The sequence below is a fragment of the Natronincola ferrireducens genome, from assembly GCF_900100845.1.
GTDB classification, from domain to species: domain Bacteria; phylum Bacillota; class Clostridia; order Peptostreptococcales; family Natronincolaceae; genus Natronincola_B; species Natronincola_B ferrireducens.
The window spans coordinates 1,015,073-1,034,229 of record NZ_FNFP01000001.1 but is presented as its reverse complement, the minus strand read 5'-3'; the positions used below and the strand labels follow the sequence as shown (position 1 = coordinate 1,034,229).

The 19,157-nt window shown below is 35.5% G+C and carries 15 protein-coding genes, 1 tRNA gene and 1 riboswitch; of the genes, 3 read left to right on the top strand and 13 right to left on the bottom strand.

What is annotated here, in order from left to right:
- Nucleotides 1–8: 8 nt before the first annotated feature.
- Both BLS22_RS04745 and BLS22_RS04740 read right to left on the bottom strand, forming a co-directional pair.
- Complete coding sequence (locus BLS22_RS04745; protein WP_090551052.1) at nt 9–1,007, bottom strand: hypothetical protein; 999 nt, start codon at nt 1,005–1,007, stop codon at nt 9–11.
- A gap of 13 nt (nt 1,008–1,020) precedes the next feature.
- Nucleotides 1,021–1,644, bottom strand: coding sequence for a metallophosphoesterase family protein (locus tag BLS22_RS04740; RefSeq protein WP_090551050.1), 624 nt, complete (start codon nt 1,642–1,644; stop codon nt 1,021–1,023).
- Between the two features lie 352 nt (nt 1,645–1,996).
- On the opposite strand from BLS22_RS04740, the gene BLS22_RS04730 reads away from it, so the two are divergent.
- Together BLS22_RS04730 and BLS22_RS04725 are read left to right on the top strand one after the other, a co-directional pair.
- Nucleotides 1,997–3,730: an ABC transporter ATP-binding protein gene (locus BLS22_RS04730; protein ID WP_090551043.1), complete on the top strand. Its 1,734-nt coding sequence runs from the start codon at nt 1,997–1,999 to the stop codon at nt 3,728–3,730.
- A 300-nt stretch (nt 3,731–4,030) separates the two neighbouring features.
- Nucleotides 4,031–4,107 (top strand) — tRNA-Thr (locus tag BLS22_RS04725).
- Nucleotides 4,108–4,278: 171 nt separating this feature from the next.
- Here the strand turns inward: BLS22_RS04725 and BLS22_RS15605 are convergent.
- On the bottom strand, nt 4,279–4,476 hold the full coding sequence (locus tag BLS22_RS15605) for a tyrosine-type recombinase/integrase (protein ID WP_090551041.1): 198 nt from the start codon (nt 4,474–4,476) through the stop codon (nt 4,279–4,281).
- Between the two features lie 115 nt (nt 4,477–4,591).
- On the bottom strand, nt 4,592–5,482 hold the full coding sequence (locus BLS22_RS04715; RefSeq protein WP_090551039.1) for a LysR family transcriptional regulator: 891 nt from the start codon (nt 5,480–5,482) through the stop codon (nt 4,592–4,594).
- A gap of 110 nt (nt 5,483–5,592) precedes the next feature.
- On the opposite strand from BLS22_RS04715, the gene BLS22_RS04710 reads away from it, so the two are divergent.
- On the top strand, nt 5,593–6,636 hold the full coding sequence (locus BLS22_RS04710) for a YeiH family protein (protein WP_090551036.1): 1,044 nt from the start codon (nt 5,593–5,595) through the stop codon (nt 6,634–6,636).
- Nucleotides 6,637–6,957: 321 nt separating this feature from the next.
- On the opposite strand, the gene BLS22_RS04705 is transcribed toward BLS22_RS04710, so the two are convergent.
- From BLS22_RS04705 to BLS22_RS04665, 9 genes are all read right to left on the bottom strand, one after another.
- Nucleotides 6,958–10,197 carry a DEAD/DEAH box helicase gene (locus BLS22_RS04705; protein WP_090551034.1) on the bottom strand — a complete coding sequence of 1,080 codons (3,240 nt, stop codon included), beginning with the start codon at nt 10,195–10,197 and terminating at the stop codon, nt 6,958–6,960.
- Nucleotides 10,198–10,652: 455 nt separating this feature from the next.
- Nucleotides 10,653–11,126 (bottom strand): nucleoside recognition domain-containing protein, encoded by a 474-nt coding sequence (locus BLS22_RS04700; RefSeq protein WP_090551031.1) that lies wholly within the window; start codon nt 11,124–11,126, stop codon nt 10,653–10,655.
- Nucleotides 11,123–11,548, bottom strand: a complete 426-nt coding sequence (locus tag BLS22_RS04695) for a nucleoside recognition domain-containing protein (protein WP_090551028.1) — start codon at nt 11,546–11,548, stop codon at nt 11,123–11,125. Before BLS22_RS04695 ends, BLS22_RS04700 begins: the two co-directional genes overlap by 4 nt.
- A 111-nt stretch (nt 11,549–11,659) precedes the next feature.
- Nucleotides 11,660–12,862 (bottom strand): ABC transporter permease, encoded by a 1,203-nt coding sequence (locus BLS22_RS04690; protein WP_090551026.1) that lies wholly within the window; start codon nt 12,860–12,862, stop codon nt 11,660–11,662.
- Nucleotides 12,859–14,088, bottom strand: a complete 1,230-nt coding sequence (locus BLS22_RS04685) for an ABC transporter permease (protein WP_090551023.1) — start codon at nt 14,086–14,088, stop codon at nt 12,859–12,861. Before BLS22_RS04685 ends, BLS22_RS04690 begins: the two co-directional genes overlap by 4 nt.
- Nucleotides 14,089–14,332: 244 nt before the next feature.
- Complete coding sequence (locus tag BLS22_RS04680) at nt 14,333–15,403, bottom strand: hypothetical protein (protein ID WP_090551019.1); 1,071 nt, start codon at nt 15,401–15,403, stop codon at nt 14,333–14,335.
- A gap of 73 nt (nt 15,404–15,476) precedes the next feature.
- A complete protein-coding gene (locus BLS22_RS04675; protein WP_090551015.1) occupies nt 15,477–16,208 on the bottom strand; it encodes an ABC transporter ATP-binding protein in 732 nt (243 codons plus the stop codon).
- A gap of 138 nt (nt 16,209–16,346) precedes the next feature.
- Nucleotides 16,347–17,396: a nicotinate-nucleotide--dimethylbenzimidazole phosphoribosyltransferase gene (cobT, locus tag BLS22_RS04670; RefSeq protein ID WP_090551013.1), complete on the bottom strand. Its 1,050-nt coding sequence runs from the start codon at nt 17,394–17,396 to the stop codon at nt 16,347–16,349.
- A 99-nt stretch (nt 17,397–17,495) separates the two neighbouring features.
- Nucleotides 17,496–17,674: riboswitch (cobalamin riboswitch) on the bottom strand.
- A gap of 60 nt (nt 17,675–17,734) precedes the next feature.
- Entirely contained in the window at nt 17,735–19,075 is a 1,341-nt protein-coding gene (locus tag BLS22_RS04665) for an MATE family efflux transporter (protein WP_090551632.1), read from the bottom strand.
- Between the last annotated feature and the right edge of the window lie 82 nt (nt 19,076–19,157).

Here is a 19,157-nt window from a genome sequence, read left to right as displayed (position 1 = left end):
TTTAGGACTTATTTTTTATAAAGCTTTCCTTCCAACTCCATAAGCTTTTCCCTTTCTTGTTTTGAAAGTCTCTGCATAACCTCTTCCCTATGCTGCAGACATTCTTGTATCTTATTGCGCTTTCCCTTTTTTTTATCAATATCTACCCAAGAAATTTTCTTATTTCTATAGTATAGATCTAAATCCACCCATCTGTCTCCTTCTCCATTATATTCTAGACCTAATAATATTTGTTTAATCTCTTCTGGTCTGTAAAAGGTAAACAATCGAATCTGATAGGCCAATACAAAAAATAAGGTTAGGGCATGATCCTTTGTCCATCCCTCTTCTAACACCATTCCAACCTCCAGCTGGGTCAATACATAATTTAACCTATCATAATGTTCCTGATACCTTCCATGAATATCATAAATATTAATTCGCAGCTCATACCATTTCCTATCCTCTAGACTTTGGGTAATATATAAAATCCCCTCATTTTGAAGCTTTTTAACAATTTGCGAGGCAGGATGAGGTAATAATAGGGGTGTATCTAATAAATCACTGCTTAGCAGTCGTCGTAACAGTTGCTTGGTGGTTAGAAATAAAATGGTGTCTCCCTGCTCTCCTTCGTTGACGGCCTCTTCTATTGGTAATGTCTTCCCTCCATAGAGGCTTAAAATCTGCTGTACTACTCTGTTTTTATCTCCAACTGTCCTCATGATGATTGAGGATGGTCCCATATCTACCCTTTTTAACAATTGAGAGATATGACTATTAATTAGGGTAGCAAGACATATAGATGCAGGTTCATCCACAATTACAATGGCCTTGGCATCCCCTATATCTGTCTTTACAGGAGAACTATCCGTTAAAAAGATAAGACTGCTGTCCTCTGTAGCCTCCTCCATTCCCTTAATAAATTCCGTTTCTTTTCCCTCCATTGTTTTTATAAAAAAATCCTTTACCTCTTCTATTGCCTCGGTTCGTATAAATAATAACCGAGGTCCCATCCTGAAAAAAAGCATTTTTTCATCCTCCCTATAGTCCAATTCTCCTCTGCTTCATCTTTCTAAATTGATTGGTGGCAAAGGGATAGGGTAAAGCATAAATTACTTTTGTAGTTAAATCTAAGACATTGATGACATTTAGTCCATTCAAACCCACATATTCATCGGTTTTATAGGCCTTAGGCTCAAAGCTATGACCATATAAATAGTAGTCCTTTTTTGAAGAATCCTCTATATGATAATGATTTACATAAAAATCAATTCCCTCTATCATTATATGACCCTTGGTTAGAGGTATGCCCTTTATACTGATTTCCTTTACTACTTCATAGGCATCATGGTTTCCCATAACATAATAGATCATGGCACTGGTAGAGGATTCTAAACCTGTGATGAACTTATTCAAAGCTATTTTATATCTATCTATTTGATTTGGAAGGATCTCTAGCTTAATATCATCCACCATATCTCCCGTATGCACAATATAAGCCGGCCTTAAAGTCTTCACCAGTCGAAGGATATAAGGATAAATCTCCTGAGGTGTATCACTGATATGGAGGAGGAAAGGCCCCTTAGCCTCCTGCAACCCTATTGGTAAATAGGGTTTATCTACAATCAATCCCATCACTTCCTTTATTTTTTCATAAATCTTCATAGTACTAACCCTCAATTCTTTTTATCGTTTTTTTATCTTATCCAAAAACCTAGTAAAGAGTTGTTGCTAAGGTATAGTTCTAGTCTTTTTATTATTTATTAATACTTTTTCGACCATTACTATTATAGTTCCTCTTTTTTTACTTCTATAGGCAAAATTTATATCAATCCTTTGCTAAATAGCTCTTGATAATACCTGTATTGATTAAAGAAAAAGCTATTACAGCTATTGAAGGGAAATAAGATAAATATCCCGTTACTGTGGAGGTTGTGAAAAGAATAAAAGGAACTTCATACCCAAAATATGGTATAATAAAATGTGTTTGGAAAATTTTAAAGAAAGGTGATGCACTATGTTTAAAAAATTTATCAGTTATTATCGACCCCATCTTTCCCTCTTTATGTTGGATTTTGGTTGCGCCTTTATTATGGCCGGTATGGATTTGGTCTTTCCCTTTGTTGTACTTAAAATGATTAATGATGTATTTCATGTGGGAAACCTTCAAATAATTATATGGGTAGGAGTAGGGATGCTCTTATTATATATCGTCAGAAGTATCCTTCAATATATTGTAGATTACTGGGGCCACGTTTTAGGAGCAAGAATGGAATACGATATGCGGAGGGACTTATTTCAGCATTTACATAGACTTTCCTTCAATTATTTTGACAATACAAAAACTGGTCAAATCATGTCTAGATTAGTAAATGATTTAAATGAAATTACAGAATTGGCCCATCATGGTCCAGAGGATTTTTTTATTGCAACTGTAACATTAACAGGGGCCTTCATCATTATGATGACGATTCACTGGCCCTTGACCTTAATCACCTTTTCCCTCCTGCCAATTGTTTTGATTTTTACTACAATTAAAAACAAAAAAATGCAGCAGGCTTTTAGAAACCTCCGGGTAAAGCTAGGGGAAATTAATGCCCAAGTGGAGGATAGTATATCTGGGGTTAGGGTGGTAAAGTCCTTTACCAACGAATCCTATGAAGCAAAAAAGTTTAAAATAGGAAATGAAACCTTTAGACTGTCTAAAGAAAATACCTTTAAGGTAATGGCAGAATTCTTTGCCGGCGTTAACTTTTTTTCTAATATTATACATTTGGTGGTATTAGTATTTGGGGGAATCTTCATTTATCAAGGAAACATGCAGACAGGAGATTTAGTAGGATTTCTCTTATATGTTTCCATGTTTTTACAACCAATGAGGAAGCTAACTATTTTGGTGGAGAATTATCAAAAAGGTATGGCAGGCTTTCACCGCTTTTATGAAACCCTCCAGTTGATGCCAGAAATCGTCGATGAGCCTAGGGCAATAGATATTGATGATGTAAAAGGTCAAATCACCTTTAATAATGTAACCTTTAGCTATAACAACAAAGAAAATGTTTTAACAAATATTAATTTCACCATATCTCCAGGAGAAACTGTGGCAATTGTAGGACCATCTGGTGGAGGTAAAACCACCCTTTGTAGTCTTATCCCGAGATTTTACGAGATAGATAGTGGAGAGATTAAAATTGATAACAAAGATATTAAAGAGATTACACAAAAATCCCTCCGTCAAAATATTGGTATTGTACAGCAGGATGTATTTCTATTCTCTGGCACTGTTAGAGAAAATATTGCCTATGGTAACATCCATGCTACAGATGAGGAAATACAAGCTGCCGCTAAAAAAGCTAATGCCCATGAATTTATTATGAACTTAGAAGATGGTTACGATACCTATATAGGCCAAAGAGGTGTGAAGCTATCGGGAGGACAAAAACAAAGACTTTCTATTGCAAGGATTTTCTTAAAGAATCCTCCTATTTTAATACTTGATGAAGCTACATCAGCCCTGGATAATGAAACCGAAAAGGTAATTCAAGAATCCCTCCAACATCTTTCAGAAAATAGAACAACTTTAGTTATTGCCCACCGTCTAGCTACCATTAAGCATGCTAATAGGATTATGGTTTTGACAGATGAAGGAATAGTCGAAGAGGGAAATCATGAAGAACTATTGAAAAAAAATGGTGCTTATGCAAGGCTGTATAAGGCACAGTTTCAGGAATTGAACTTTGATGTTGCTTAGTTTTGAAGGTTTGTTTAGTTTAATGGATGAACCACAATGAATAAATAAAGTATGATTCCAATAAAAGGCATTAAATGCTACTTTTAATGCCTTTTATTGTATATATATAATTTTGATGTCATTAATATCTTCATTATTTTGAAGTTATTAGGCAAGTATTATTGGCTTATTAAATCTACTGGAAAAATTAAATTAAAAATTTATTAATTAACCCTTTACAATTTGAAAAATTTGATTTATAATATAATTCGTGGTCTTAAGAAATAACCTTTCTACAACCACCTAAAAATAACTATATATGCTGATGTAGCTCAGCAGGTAGAGCACTTCCTTGGTAAGGAAGAGGTTCGTGGGTTCAAGTCCCATCATCAGCTCCATTTACTTATTAAAAAATGCGGTTTTCAGAATGTGTCTGGGGGCTGTATTTTTTTATGTTTTAAAAAAAGCGTGGGAAAATATGCACCACTAAATGTTAGTTTTTTTCATAACATTTAGTGGTGCATTTCGCTTATGAATTATCCTTCACCATCAATTGTTTCTAGTGTCCACTAGTATATAATTTTTCTCATTTTGTTAGATGCTACCTCCTTCATGCCTGGGAGAATATGAGTGTATATATCCATAATCATGCTGGTATCTGAGGGTCCTACCAGATCTGCTACCGCTTTTGGGCTTTCTCCTGCCTGGGTCAATAGAGTGGCACAGGTGTGGCGGAGGTCATAAGTGTTTTTTTGTGTTTGTGTAATTTTTTAGATGGAAATTTATTTATTCATTTTTGCTGGTTTATAGTTACATCAATTTATTTGTAATTTTTTTCTGTTTAAAATTAATTTACAAGCCTCTCCAATAAAAACAGCTTTTTCATATCATATTGTTTTTAAAAAAAGAATAAAACATATCTATTTCAGCTTCTATCATTTGATTTTTAAGATAAATAAAGTTAAACTCCCGTTGAATAGTAAAATCTTGTATTTTAACCTCAGCTAAATGACCTTTGTTGATATCTTCCCTAGCTGCATCTTCATACATAAAGCTAAGACCCACTCCACTTTTCACCATTTCTTTTATGACATTGACATTCCCTATTTCAATGGTTTTTTCAAAATATTCAAGGGTATAATTTTTTTCGTAGATTCCACGTTCCAAAACCTCTCGGGACCCTGAACCTTTTTCACGGACTATTATGGTCTCATTCTTAAGTTCATGTAAAAATATAGGTTTTTTAGTCACCAATGGATGTGTTGGGGGAGCTATTAGTATAAAGCTGGCACTTTTCAGCAGTCTTGCTTCATAGTCAGCCTTATTGAACAGCCCCTCAACCAAAGCAAAGCTAATCTTACCCTCTTGTAGCATTTTCAATACCACTTCAGTATTATCAACATGCATAGTTATATTGTATTGGTTAAAGGTCTTTACCAAATCTCCAAGAATTGATGCTATGGTAAATTCCCCAATGGTTAAAGTTGCAGCAAATTTCATTGTCTTGGTTTCTTTATTTATTTCTCGGATCTTCTGTATTATATTTTTTTCGTTGACCTTGGCATTTTGAGCATAGCGAAAAAAAATCTCTCCAGCTTTGGTAAGCTTTAACCCTCTATTCTCATATACTATAAGTTTACAGCCATATTGTTTTTCTAATGACTTAATGTGCTGGGTAACTGCAGGCTGTGTTATCCGCAGTTTCTCAGAGGCTTTTGTATAGCTTCTATTTTCCCATACAGCCAAAAATGATTCAACTCTTATATCTATCATTTCACCACACCTCTATAAGTATATTTTATGTATTTATAATTATTTATAATTAGATTTTATAATTATAAAGTGATAAAATCAAAAGGAAGTTTAATTAAGGAGTTGATTTTATGTTACGTTTTAAAAAATATATGGGAGGAATAGCATTTGCTGCAGTACTTGCAGCTATATCCACTATCGCAAGCGATCTCCTTCCATCCCATCTTATAGGTCCTGGTGTTTTTGCATTACTTATTGGTATGCTATTAAATCCTATTATTTCAAAGTATAATATATTTGAAAAAGGTTTCTCATTCACTTCAAAAAAAATATTGCGTCTTGCCATTATTCTTATGGGTATTTCCCTCAGCTTCTCCCAAGTATTAGAAGTAGGCAAGCTTTCTATTATTGTTATGTTATTTACTTTAATCACTGCTTTTGGTGGAGGATATTTATTTGGAAAGCTTTTTAAAATGGATTGGAAGCTATCTGGACTAATTTCTGCAGGAACAGGTATATGTGGTGGCTCTGCCATTGCGGCGGTGGCACCTGTTATCGATGCAGAGGAGAGTCATGTTGCCTATGCTATATCGGCGACCTTTATATTTGACGTAATGATGGTGGTTCTTTTTCCTATTATGGGTGCTTATTTTCAAATGTCTGACTTAGGCTATGGACTTTGGACTGGAACAGCAGTAAATGATACCTCCTCAGTGGTTGCGGCAGGTTATGCTTTTTCCGATGTTGCAGGTAACTTTTCTGTAATCGTTAAGCTTACAAGAACTCTATCAATTGTTCCTGTTGTACTTGTGTTTTCCTATATTAATCAACGACTTAACATAAAAGCTCAGGAAAACATTTTATCACAAAAGGATACTTTAGTTATTGGTGAAACAAAAAAGGTAAGTATCAATAAAATTTTCCCTTGGTTTATTGTGATGTTTCTTGTAATGGTGGCTATTAAAAGCACAGGGATGATTTCACCAGTCATAAGTTATTCTATTTCAAATGTCAGCAAATTTTTAATGGTTATGTCTCTAGGAGCAATAGGCCTTAAAACAAATTTTAACAAATTGGCAAAATCAGGATTTGCCCCTATGTTACACGGATTTATTATTTCTTTATTGGTTGTAATAGTTGCATTTTTAGTTCAAATGGCTATAGGCCAGATGTAATTTGAAAAGCAAAATTGATTTTTAAGAAAAAGAACTAAAAACATTGAAAAACTATGAACTATGGTATGATTAATTATTTTATAAATTATTTGACTTTGGTGTATAACATCCTAGTATCTGTCAATACTACAATTAATGAGAATATGTTGATTAGGTATTTTAGTCCCCCTTTAATCCTAATCTGTCGCCATATTCTCATTTTGTTGTCTTCTATCTTCTTTTCTAAAAATAATTTTATAGATCCCTATTGTTAAAATATAAGTTGTACCTTAAGATTTTTAGATATTTATCCACAGGGGCTATGAAGGAAGTACATGGTTTTTAAACGCTAATCTCAAATAATTCCATTAGCTCTTTTTGACTCATTTTATTCAGAAGGGTTTCTCCTGGCTGAATAACTGCATTGATCATTTCTTTTTTCTTTTCCTGTAGCTTAAAGATTTTTTCCTCAATAGTGCCCTTGGTAATAAGCTTCATAACATGGACCTTGTTTTTCTGTCCCATACGATAGGCCCTATCACTTGCCTGGTCTTCTATTGCAGGATTCCACCAGGGATCAAAATGAATGACGGTATCAGCACCAGTTAGATTCAATCCCGTTCCACCAGCCTTAAGGGAGATTAAAAATATCTTTCCTTTTCCCTCATTAAAGCTTTTCACTAAATATCCCCGTTCCTCCATAGGAGTTGCTCCATCAAGGTAATGATAATCTATCCCTAGCTCCTCCAGAACAGGTCTGATTATCTTTAGCATACTGGTAAATTGAGAGAAGAGTAGCATTCTATGCCCCCCTTTAAGGGTATCCTCTATAATCTCCTGCAGGATCTCCAGCTTTCCACTTCCACCCCTATAATCCTCCATAAATAAAGCAGGATGACAACAAATTTGTCTTAATCGAGTTAATGCCGCCAAAATTTTGATTTGACTTTTTTCAAATCCATTTTCCTTAATCTCTTCCTGTAGTTCTCCCTTTATCTTTTTTAAATAAGCTACATACAGCTTCTTTTGTTCTGTAGTTAAGTCTCCTATAATTTTACTTTCGATCTTTTCAGGTAGATCTAATAATACATCTTTTTTCATTCTGCGCAAAATAAAAGGACGAATCATCCTGCCCAAATCCCTTAAAGCAGCTTTATCATTTTCCCCTACGATAGGCTTTTCAAAACGATTTTTAAATCTATGGTGGGAGGACAAGTATCCTGGCATCACAAAATCAAAAATAGACCATAGCTCTGTGAGAGAATTTTCAATAGGTGTTCCAGTAAGGGCAAAATAGTATTCTGCCTTAATATCCTTTACCGCCTTAGCATTTTGTGAAAAAGGGTTTTTGATATGTTGTGCTTCATCTAAAATACAACATCTAAAGGAATATTGTTCATAGAGTTCCCCATCCCTTCGCATTAAGGGGTAAGAGGTCACCACAACATCATATCCATGAAGGGCTTCTATTTTTTCTACTCTTTCACTTTTACTACCTACAATAGCTATAGCCTTCAGTTGGGGTGTAAATTTCTCTATCTCCGCCACCCAGTTATATACCAAAGAAGTAGGTGCTATAACAAGACTTGGAGCCCCACCCTTTTCCTCCCCTTCAGATACTAAATAGGTCAGTACCTGCAAAGTTTTTCCTAAGCCCATATCATCGGCTAAAATCCCTCCCAGACCATATTGACTTAAGGATTTTAACCATTGAAAGCCTTGAAGCTGATAATTTCTTAAAATTCCCTTTAATGTCTCTGGTAGAGGATATTGTACCTCCTGGTATTCCTTCACATTTTCAACAAATCGTTTGAAATCTTTATGTCGTTTCACAAAATCTAAACCCTTTTCATTTATAATATCATCTATATATAGGGCTTTAGATTTGGGTATTTTAATGGCTTTATTATGAAAGTCCTTTTCTACAATATCTAGTCTATCCATCAATTCCCCTATATCCATCAAAGCCTTTTCCTCTAGGGGAATAAAGGACCCATTTTTAAGCCGATAATATTTTTTCTTCTGTCGAAGGGATTTAAATACTTCCCTCAGTTCATCCTCTTCCACGTCCTCTATATCAAAATGAAATTCCAATAGGTTTTCTTCAAGATTCAATCGAAAAGCCCCTTGAAAGCTGGAGACTCTTTTTATCTCTATAGCTTTAAAATCCTCAGAATAATAAACTTCTCCTAGCTTCTGTAACTCTTCAAGATCTTCGTAAACTAAAGCATAGATACTGTCTTCATTATCTAAATAAATTTTGTTGTTCTTTACTTTAAAATCTCTGTTTTCAAAAAAACTTAGAGCCCTTCTCTCTCCTTGTATATCCCGCAGGACAACCCTATTGCTTTTTTCCTTTTCTCCTTCATTAGGATTAAAGGGATAAATGGTGGTGGTTCCATAAAGAAAACGAACATCAGCTGTAATTTTATTATCACTTCTATCAAAGTAAACTTCTATTTTTAATGGTGCTGTATTGATTCTTTCATCCAGCTTTTTATTGGTCTCTACCCTTCCCAGCCCTTTTATTACAGGATAAACCTCTGATAAAAAAGCCTCCTGCTCCTCCTTGTCAATGGGTATTTTGGAGGAGGGGTTATCTCCCAACATTTGATAAAAAGGTAATAAATCCCTTCTTATCTCCTCCCCGATCCTACAGATTCCATCTTTAGTAAAGAAATATTCTCCATCCTTCACCAAGGGAATCAAAGGACCCTCATATTCCATTTTAAAAAACATATTTTCTTCCTGCTGATCCAGATGGAAGCTAAGGGGGATTTGTCCTTCGTAGATCTTTATATTATTATACTCGTTATTAAAAATTTTTACTTTTATACCTTCCTCTGAGGTAGGGGCTTGACTTTGAAGAAGTCCTAAAAATCTTTTTAGGGCCTTATCGGTAAGCTCTACCCTTTTTCCCTTAAACAAAGATTCCCTTTTCTTATAATAAAAATTTCTTTCTAAAGTCTTTTCATGCTCATAGAGTTCCTCTATCAGTTCAATAATTTTTTCGTCCCTTTTTCTAAACCTATGGATTAAGGGATCAAAGATAAAATTCTTTCCAAAGCTTATCTTTTCATTACGATGGATTTTTTCAATAAATTCCTTCATACTTCTGACCACATAAAGTCGATCTTCACCAATTCGGAGGGTAATATAAGAGGCTCCTTCTACTTCATAGGTAACCTCCATCTGGAGAGGTACCCTATGTTTATCCTGCTGAATTCTAAAGTATTCTAAAATAACTTTTGCTTGGTTTTCTTCCCTATGTTTCACTTGAAAATTCCCTAATCTATCCTTTTCCTTTATTTTCAAAAGAACAGCCACAATATGCTTACAATACCCCCAATACTCCCCATAGGCAGGGCAAGTACAATTGGCATCCATAAATTTTCCTTGAAAATCAAAATCTACTTCTACCTCATATAAATAAGCTCCCTTGACATTTGCTACAAAGGTCATGGTATCTTTATAAAACCGTAGGCTTTTTACTCTATCATTTGTAAAATACTCCACCCCTCTATGAAGGGTTTTGGGTTCCTCTACAATATCTATTAAGAGATTTTGGTCGATCTGAAACATACTTCACCCCATTTTGTACTATATTTCGCTGGATTCCAGCATGGTTTCTCAACAGCTTTTTAAAATTATGCTCACTATTATATCATCTTTATACGTGATAGTACCATAATATTAGCTATAACAATTCTACAGACAATTTACACTTAATCCTCAAAAAAAGAAAAACCCACCTTTAGCTTTTAAAAATGGGGGGTTGCCTATTGGTTAATAAACAAGTCCTCTGTTGAAAGATTTAAAGGATAGCTCCTTTGAAACCAATAACGAAAACTATAACTTATCCACAAAATGAAATTATATATAATAATATGTGATGAACGCTAACCTCCAGATGTAGTTCATTGGTATTTCTACTCCATTTACAGTTTAGGTGATAGACCCCTAAATCCATCTGAACATATAATACACCGATGACTTTTTTATGTCCTATAGGAAAAATATAAATATATAGATTGTACCTATATCCTTTCACCTGTGGGTTGTTCTACCCCTGCCAAGTCCTTTAGGGAAATTTGCTTTGATAAAAGATACGTTAATATAAAGGCTACAAAAAATCTAATCCCTAATAAAATAAATCCATTGGCTCCAACTGCTACAAAAATAAGAGTATCTTCAAAGATAGCATGACAGGTAGCAAGAAATACCGTAATTAAGAAAGTATCTCGTTTAGAGACATTTCCTTCTTTTGTAGTTTGAATAATTACCCCTGCTCCATAGGAAAGACCAAAGATTAACCCCACCAGCCAAGGCAATACTGATTCCTTTGATACATTAAAAATCTTTGTGAAAAATTCAAAAAGCTGTGTGATTTTATCCAATATCTTATAATTTCCTAGTAGCTCCAACACAATCATAATAGGAATAACAATAATTGCAATGGAATACACAGAGTTAAAGCTACCTATGGATGCTTCTTTTATAACCCCTATCATATTAATGCACCAATCCTTCCTAAAATAATTCCAGATACCACCGCTAATCCTACTCTAATGAAAATGATGACTGGAACACTTATGCCCAGTTTTTTTGTAACAGCTGTTTCCACTAAAAGTGAATGAGAAAAGGAAAGCATCACAGATATAATTGTAACTTCCATAGGTGTTATGGAAATAGCCTTAATAGCCCCTATAGCAGCATACAAATTTAAAAAATTACCCATTACTAAAATAATAGCAGCCTCTCCCGGTAGATTAAATAGTGCCATTACAGGTTGAAATATGTGGGCTATCCAATCAATGGCAGGTGTATGCTGTAGAAAGGTCACAACAAAATATACAGGTATTATTACCTTTGCCAACATCCATGTGGTCTCTAGACCTTTTTTTGTCCCATCTTTAATAGAGGTTATAAACACTCTTCTCCATCCTTTCTGCCTTGCCTTATAAATTATAATTCATTATTCTATACAATAATTATTCTTGTGCATATACATTATAGCACGAAATAAATGGTGAATATATAAATTTTATTTATAATTTTCTAATCTTTTTTTACTCATGAAAATAAGTAGTAGAGAGAAGGCTAGCATACTACTACAATAGAAAATAACTTTTGAAAATTCTCCTATACCTACCAATCGAAAGGATGCCATCGCAATGCCTTGAGGGGTTATCATGGCCAGATTTTGCAGAGGCTTAGGCAGGATATCTAACGCCCAAAAACATCCACCTATCATAGAAAGCATCATTACCCCCACTGCATAAATATTTTGTATGCTATTACTATAATTCAAGAAGGACGCCAAATAAAATATAATACCTAAAAACAATCCAATATAGGCTGCTAAAATAATAAAAAACCATGTTATGGATATAGACAAATTTATGTCAAAGAAACCATAAAGGCTCCCCAGTAGGATCAATGTCTGTAGTATCGCTAATAAACCCATGGCTAAAAGGTTCCCTACTAAAATTGGTGTAGAGGAAGAAAATAAAATGTATAATCTCTTCAAAGTTCCCTCCTGCCTCTCCCTTAATAAAGAGGATAATCCAAAGCCCAAAAAAAGAGCTATAAAGGTAATGATAATACCATTAGGTCCTTCTGTAAAGCCAATCTTAAGGCTCCCAGCCTCTGTTTGTCTATCATAGTAAACTGATGTATAATCTAAAGTCATCAATTGCTGTGGATACCAATAGGATTCTGCCCTATCAAACACCTCTGTCCATAGGTTTTCTTTGTCCTGTTCCTTTATCAAACCTCTTCTTCCATATTCTGTAACAATGGTATTGGCTGCCCTAGTATTGCTCTGTAATCGCACTACACCACTACCTATCATTTCAATGATGGCATCTGCCCCATAGGCTGCAGAGGATTTAAGGACCTGGATGTGGGGATAACCCCCGGCTTTAATAGTATCTTGAAAATTTTCTTTTATTATATAAGCTCCTTCAACCCTATTGTCTTCCACCATCCTATAGGCCTCCTGAAGATTAACTTCTATAACCCGTAGAATATCCTCCTCTTTTAACAGATCAATCAAAAAAACAGAATAACCACTATTGTCTTCATCTACTAATGCTATGGGAATACCACCTTCTAACTGTTGTTTGCTATAGATCCCCCCAATAACATATACAAAAAATATAGGAAGAATAACCATAGTAATAACTGCACTTTTAGAAAAAAGCATTTCCTTCATCTTGAATACTGCAATGGTGAAGATCTTCATTTGTATCCCAACCCTTCTTCCCTATGATGGAGATAGCAGCATACTATAAAAACAAAAACCCCCACGGCTATGAAAAGAAAAATAGATGTTATCCCCTTTGAAGGTCTGTTGTCTAGAAATCCTAACACTCCTTGTACACCCCAATAGTTGATGGTAAATCGAGAAAAATACTGTAAAGATGGGGGTAAGTAGACATAGGGTATAATCCCGCCACCTATCAAAGCCATAATTAGTATGAGGTTGTTTCCGATTAAGTCTAATTTTTCTCTAGATTTTAAAACAACTGCCCCCAATAAGCTTAAGCTAGAAAGACAAAACAAAAGGACCATATACAATATAAAGACATAGCCATAGACTTTAGTAAAGCCTCCTAGTAATAAATAGGCTCCTAGTATAAAAAGAGGTAGGGTTTTTATAAGGTTTATCATAAAAACAGCCATAGATTTCCCCAGCATATAGGAAATCCCTCCAATCCCCGTTAATCTTATTCTGTAAACAATCTTGGTCCTTTCTTCTTCTGCCATATCCTTTCCCCCCGATAGACAGGAAAACATAAGAAAAATCATGGGGATAGATATAGAATAGAACTGGAGAGGAGATAAACTATTGACCCCCTTAATGGTGATCTTTTCAAATACATTGCTTCTAGCAAAATAAGCGGCTAATGTAATATCGTTGATTACCCATTCTATTTTGTCTTTACGTTCTTCATAGGTCATACCCCCTGATGTATAATAATCCCATACAGCATTTACAGCACTTTGCCCCCCTGAAACACTCTTCATGTAACTGTCCATAATTCCCCTAATCAAATGACCCTTAAGGGGATGTCTTAAATTAGTAATTAGTTTTACAGAGTGGTTAGTTCCGGTTTCTAAACTATGGATAAATCCATTTGGTAGAATTACAGCTGCCACCACTTCATTTTCCCGAACCCGTCGTTCTCCTTCTGCTTCATCCTCTAAAATCCATATATTAAGCAGGTTTTCTAAATTTTCATCCTCCTTTATTTGCTGTATCAAAAACTTTGAAAGGGGATGCTGGTCTTGATTAATAACGACAATGTCAAATCCATCTATGTAAATACCTTGATCAAATAAGAAGCTAAAGCCAATAGCCATAAAAAAGATGATGACTATTGGCAAAACCATCATAAGTAGGAGTCTTTTATAGTCTATGACCATCTCTTTTATATCACTAAAGGCTATTAAAAATATTTCCCTCAACTATACCACCCCCTATCCCATAATCAATACGGAAAAGGGCTGGTTTTTCACCAGCCCTATAACCTTTTTAGAAGAAGGCTCTGTTAAACACTATTGTTGATTTTAGCATTCTATGAATTCTGGGGTTCTGTCATCAAGAGGGCACCCAAGGATCTAAAACTCTTCCCTATCCTCAGAGGGACAATCCCTCAGTATCTTCTCATGATTTTATTTATACAATATCAACATCTATCTTTAACATAGCCTAGAAGAATGGAGCATACATTGCTCTAAATAATAATTCATAAAAATCTATACTGTTTTCATCATGGATATTTGGGATTTCAATATCAATGGGTTTATTAATATCCCAGCTTTCAGACTCTGCCTTCATGGTTACCCCAAAGGATTGATCTCCTTCCTTCATACCCAAAGATGCTTCAACAATAGTTTTAATAATATGAGAAGTCTTATCAATAAATATATTGCTTTGAATTTTAAAATTTTCAAAGTACATATTTTCCTTTAGCTCATCAAATAGTGAATCAACATCTTCTTCTGCAACAGCTTGAGCCTCTTGAATTTGCTCATCAAATTCCTCTCTTGTTAGATAAGGGTCCAGTGTGGCAGTAATCTCAAATACATTATTCTTAAATTCTTCGTCTTGCAACAAAGTGAAAAAGTTTTTAATAATAGCCTTTAATTCTACTTCATCTATTAAAACTTCAATTTCCCTTGCCTTCACATCTTGATTTCCTACTGTGACGGTTTGTTCTCCTTTATCCAGCACAGCACCATCACTTAGTACTTCTAAGCTAGTAACTACTATCTTTCTATACAATGCCATAAGGGCTTCTTCATGTAACACCTGTACCTCTTGTTGATAGGGTGCAAATTCCTCCATAAGGTAGTCTAAATCCATCACAATATATTTTTCCCCTAAACTAGGATCTCCAAGAAATTGAGCTAAAAATGGGATTTTCAGTACTAGTTTATTGTCATATTGATACAGATTGGCATTAAAGGACATTCCCCCTAAGTCCAGTTTAATAGTAGCTTCTGTTTTCTCTTGGTTTAAATCGGTTTTGCCTTCGATAATGATTTTTCCATTGTTAAGCATTGTAGTAAAAACAGCAAATTCAGGATCATAAATATCTACAGAATTTATATTTAAGGATAGGATCATTTTAAACTGAGATCCAGTAATTTCCTCACCTTTTAATATTGCTTCTGACAACATTTCTTTTGGTGGCTTACTAGCACTACAGGCTGTTAACATCGTTATAATCATGATACTAATAAGTAAAAATATCATGCCTCTTTTTTTCATTGTCATCTTTTTATCCCCCTTTATTGGTTAGGTTTTACCATATATTAACATATTCCATATGTCATTGTCCATAAGACTGCTAATGGCGATAAATCTCCTTGATTAATTCCTCTTCTAAGTGCTTTATCTCTTGAGTGCTATTAATATGTAGGGCATTAACTCCTCTATCCCCTATTATCCTACCCTCCTTTAATAAAATCATCCTTGAACAGATGGCTAGGATTTCTTCTGTATGATGGGTGGCATATAATATGGCTTTGCCTTCTTGACCTAAAGCCTTCATCATGTGTAGAATACATCTTCTTGATTGTAGATCTATCCCTACCGTAGCCTCATCCATAATTAATATTTCAGGACTATTCATTAGGGCGGCAGCAATATTGATTCTTCTCTGCATTCCCCCTGACAATTCTTTAATTTTTTTATTTTCATTGGGAGAAATCTCTACTATCTCCAATACCTCGTTTACCCTTTTTTTCAATTCCCCTTCCTTTAATCCATATAACTTCCCCAAAAAAATCAAATTTTCCTGTACCCTTCTATTGCTGTAGAGGGCTATTTCCTGGGGGATATAGCCAATCTTTTTTCGTACCTCCCCATAATCCTTTTCTATCCTTTTTCCATAATATTTTACATAGCCCTCCGAAGGCTTAAAAAGCGTAGCAGCAATGGATAGAAGGGTGGATTTTCCTGCTCCATTGGGCCCTACGATACCTACAATTTCTCCCTTATCTATGCTAAAGCTTATATCTTTTAATACCTTGTTTTTTCTATAACTATATTCAACATTACAAAACTCTATTACACCCATAACCCCAACTCCATTTCAATGCCCTTCTATATCCATTATAATATATATCTTTTATTAATCCAATTAAAAAGCAAATTACACAAAACAGTGCCACCATATATACTGGTGGCACTAACATTTGATGGGCTACTTTAACCTCTAAATTGTCATACTTGCTTCTTGAAAGGTAATCATATACTTCATCATATCACAAGCTGCCTCCACAATAGGAAAGGTTAAGGCTGCTCCCGACCCCTCTCCAAGACACATGTCCATATAAAGTATCGGCTTTATACCCAGTAATTCACTAGCCTTTTTGCCACCTATTTCAGCTGAAGCATGGGAAGCAATAAAATATTCCTTTGCTTTAGGCTCAATGGTTGCAGCAATCAATGCAGCGGCTGTTGCTATATACCCATCCACTACAACTGGAACCCTATTGGCTGCCGCCCCCAGCATCACACCAGCCATACCACCTATTTCTAATCCACCTACCTTAGCAAGAACATCAATCCCATCGGTAGGATTTGGATTGTTCAGATGAATAGCTTTTTCTATAACCTTTGCCTTATGTTGAATCCCCTCTGAAGATAGACCTGCTCCCCTTCCCGTGATGTCTTCAGGAGGATAGTTTCCTAAAACTGCTAAAATAGCTGTACTAGCAGTAGTGTTGCCTATACCCATCTCTCCTGTTCCTAAAAGATTGACACCCTTCTTTATTTCTTCATTAGCTATTTCTATCCCCACTTCTAAAGCTTTAATGGCCTCTTCCCTTGTCATGGCTGGTCCTTTAGCCATATTATCAGTTCCATATTTTATTTTCCTAATGATAACACCAGCATCATTAGGAATATCCTCTTTAATACCAATATCCACAGTAACAATTTTGGCCCCGGACATCCTACTTAAAGCACATACACCAGTTGTGCCTTTAGGAAAATTTAAGGTTTGTATAGCTGTTATTGCCTGAGGATTTGGAGCCACCCCCTCCTCATAAACACCATGGTCTGCCGCCATAACGATAATAGCTTTGTTGTCTACAACAGGTTTTACAGTTTTTGTAATACCTGCCAATTGTACTGCCAAATCCTCTAAGCGTCCTAAGCTTTTAGGAGGCTTGATGAGATTATCCACCCTCTCCCTAGCCTTTATCATTGTCTCCTGATCTAAGTTCTCAATTTTTTCAATCGTTTGTTGTAATAAATTCATTTTGTTTTTCGCCTTCCTTTTCTATAATAGATTTTAAAAAAATAAAAGCCCACAGTTTATTTAAACATCAAATAAACTGCAGACTTTTCCATCATCCACACATCTCAAAGCTAATAGGCAGGTCTCCTGGCTGAGGTTCATCATTTCATTGGACCTTCCCAGATCATCATCCAGTGGTATAATCAATGAAACTTCCCTTTACAGTGGTGGGACCGCTGAAGATTTCCACTTCATTCCCTATTCTCCCCCTAAGGGGCACCTACTGCTTTTATTCATTTATACATCTAAATTTATCCTACAATACAATGTTTTTTCAGTCAATAGTAAATTTTAAAATTTTACTGCTCCCATTGAATTTCAGTGCTTTTCCACTGCCCTTTTTTATAACGAACCACCATCAGTAGGGCCTCTACCATAAATTGTAGGGCAGTAGCTGCCCACACATAGCCTATATGGAGTCTCCATACAAAGACAATGAAATAAATAAGAGGGAGTCTTACTGTCAAATTGGTTATGAGGGCAATTTTAAAGGGTCCCTTTGTATCTCCTGCTCCCTTTAATGCCCCAGACACAACTATAGCAATGGCAATAGGAATCTGCTCAAGGGCTCCTACCCTTAGACATACAGCCGCCAAGGCCACTGTCTCATGATCTGTACTAAAAAGCCTCATGATAGGATAGGGAATGAGGAAAAAGGCTACACCTACTAAACCCATTAATATAGAGGCATATAGGACAGATTTTTTTGCACTTTCATCGGCATCCACAACATTATTGTCACCTAAATTCTGTCCTACTAGAGTGGTGGCTGCAATAGCAATGCCATATCCCGGCATAAAGGATATTGATTCGGCTGCTATTGCAAGGGAATGACCAGCAAAGGCTACTGTTCCCAATTGAGCAATCCAAAAGGAGGAAAGTAATCTACTTCCTTCGTTCATCAACATCTCCAGTCCTGCTGGAGTACTTAATCCCACTACATTCCTTATCGTCTTAAAATCCCATTTTATTAAATCCTTTATTTTCACCTGAATACCAGCTGTACCCCTAATGACGTAATACAAGGTAACAATCGCTCCTAAGGCTTGGGCACTACCTGTAGCAATAGCAGCCCCCCTTACCCCTAGCTCTGGAAGTCCCAATCTTCCAAAGATTAACCCATAATCCCCTATAATATTAAAAGTGTTAGCTAGAATAGCAGAAATTAGAGGTATAACTGTGTTTCCTGCTCCACGTAATATGGCATTGCCGATAACAAGAGGTATATAGAATATAAGCCCCCCCATTACAATCCTTAGATAATCTGTTCCAAGCACAATAACCTCAGGATCATCTACAATAGAAGTAATGATAGGCTTAGCAAATAGAATTCCCAATATACCTAATACTACACTCATCACCATACCTATTGATAGGGCCTGAGCCCCTATAAATTCAGCTTTCTCCTTTTCCTTAGCACCAATATATCTAGCCACCATAGCCGTTGCTCCTATCCCTAAGGCTCCAAAGATATGTCCCACCGCAAACATAATATTGGCTCCAAGGTTTACCCCTGTAATTGCTGCTGGTGTCAATCTCCCTACCATGGCAGTGTCAGCTGTCCATACTAGGGTATGCATCATCATCTCTAATATAGCTGGCCAAGCCAACAAAAAAATTTGCTTTGTAACATTATTCATCTTCAATCCATTAATCCTCCTGGGGGGTTACTAAAATACCTTTTAGAAATTTTGGTTTTTATCATAAGTATCTAAAATACTC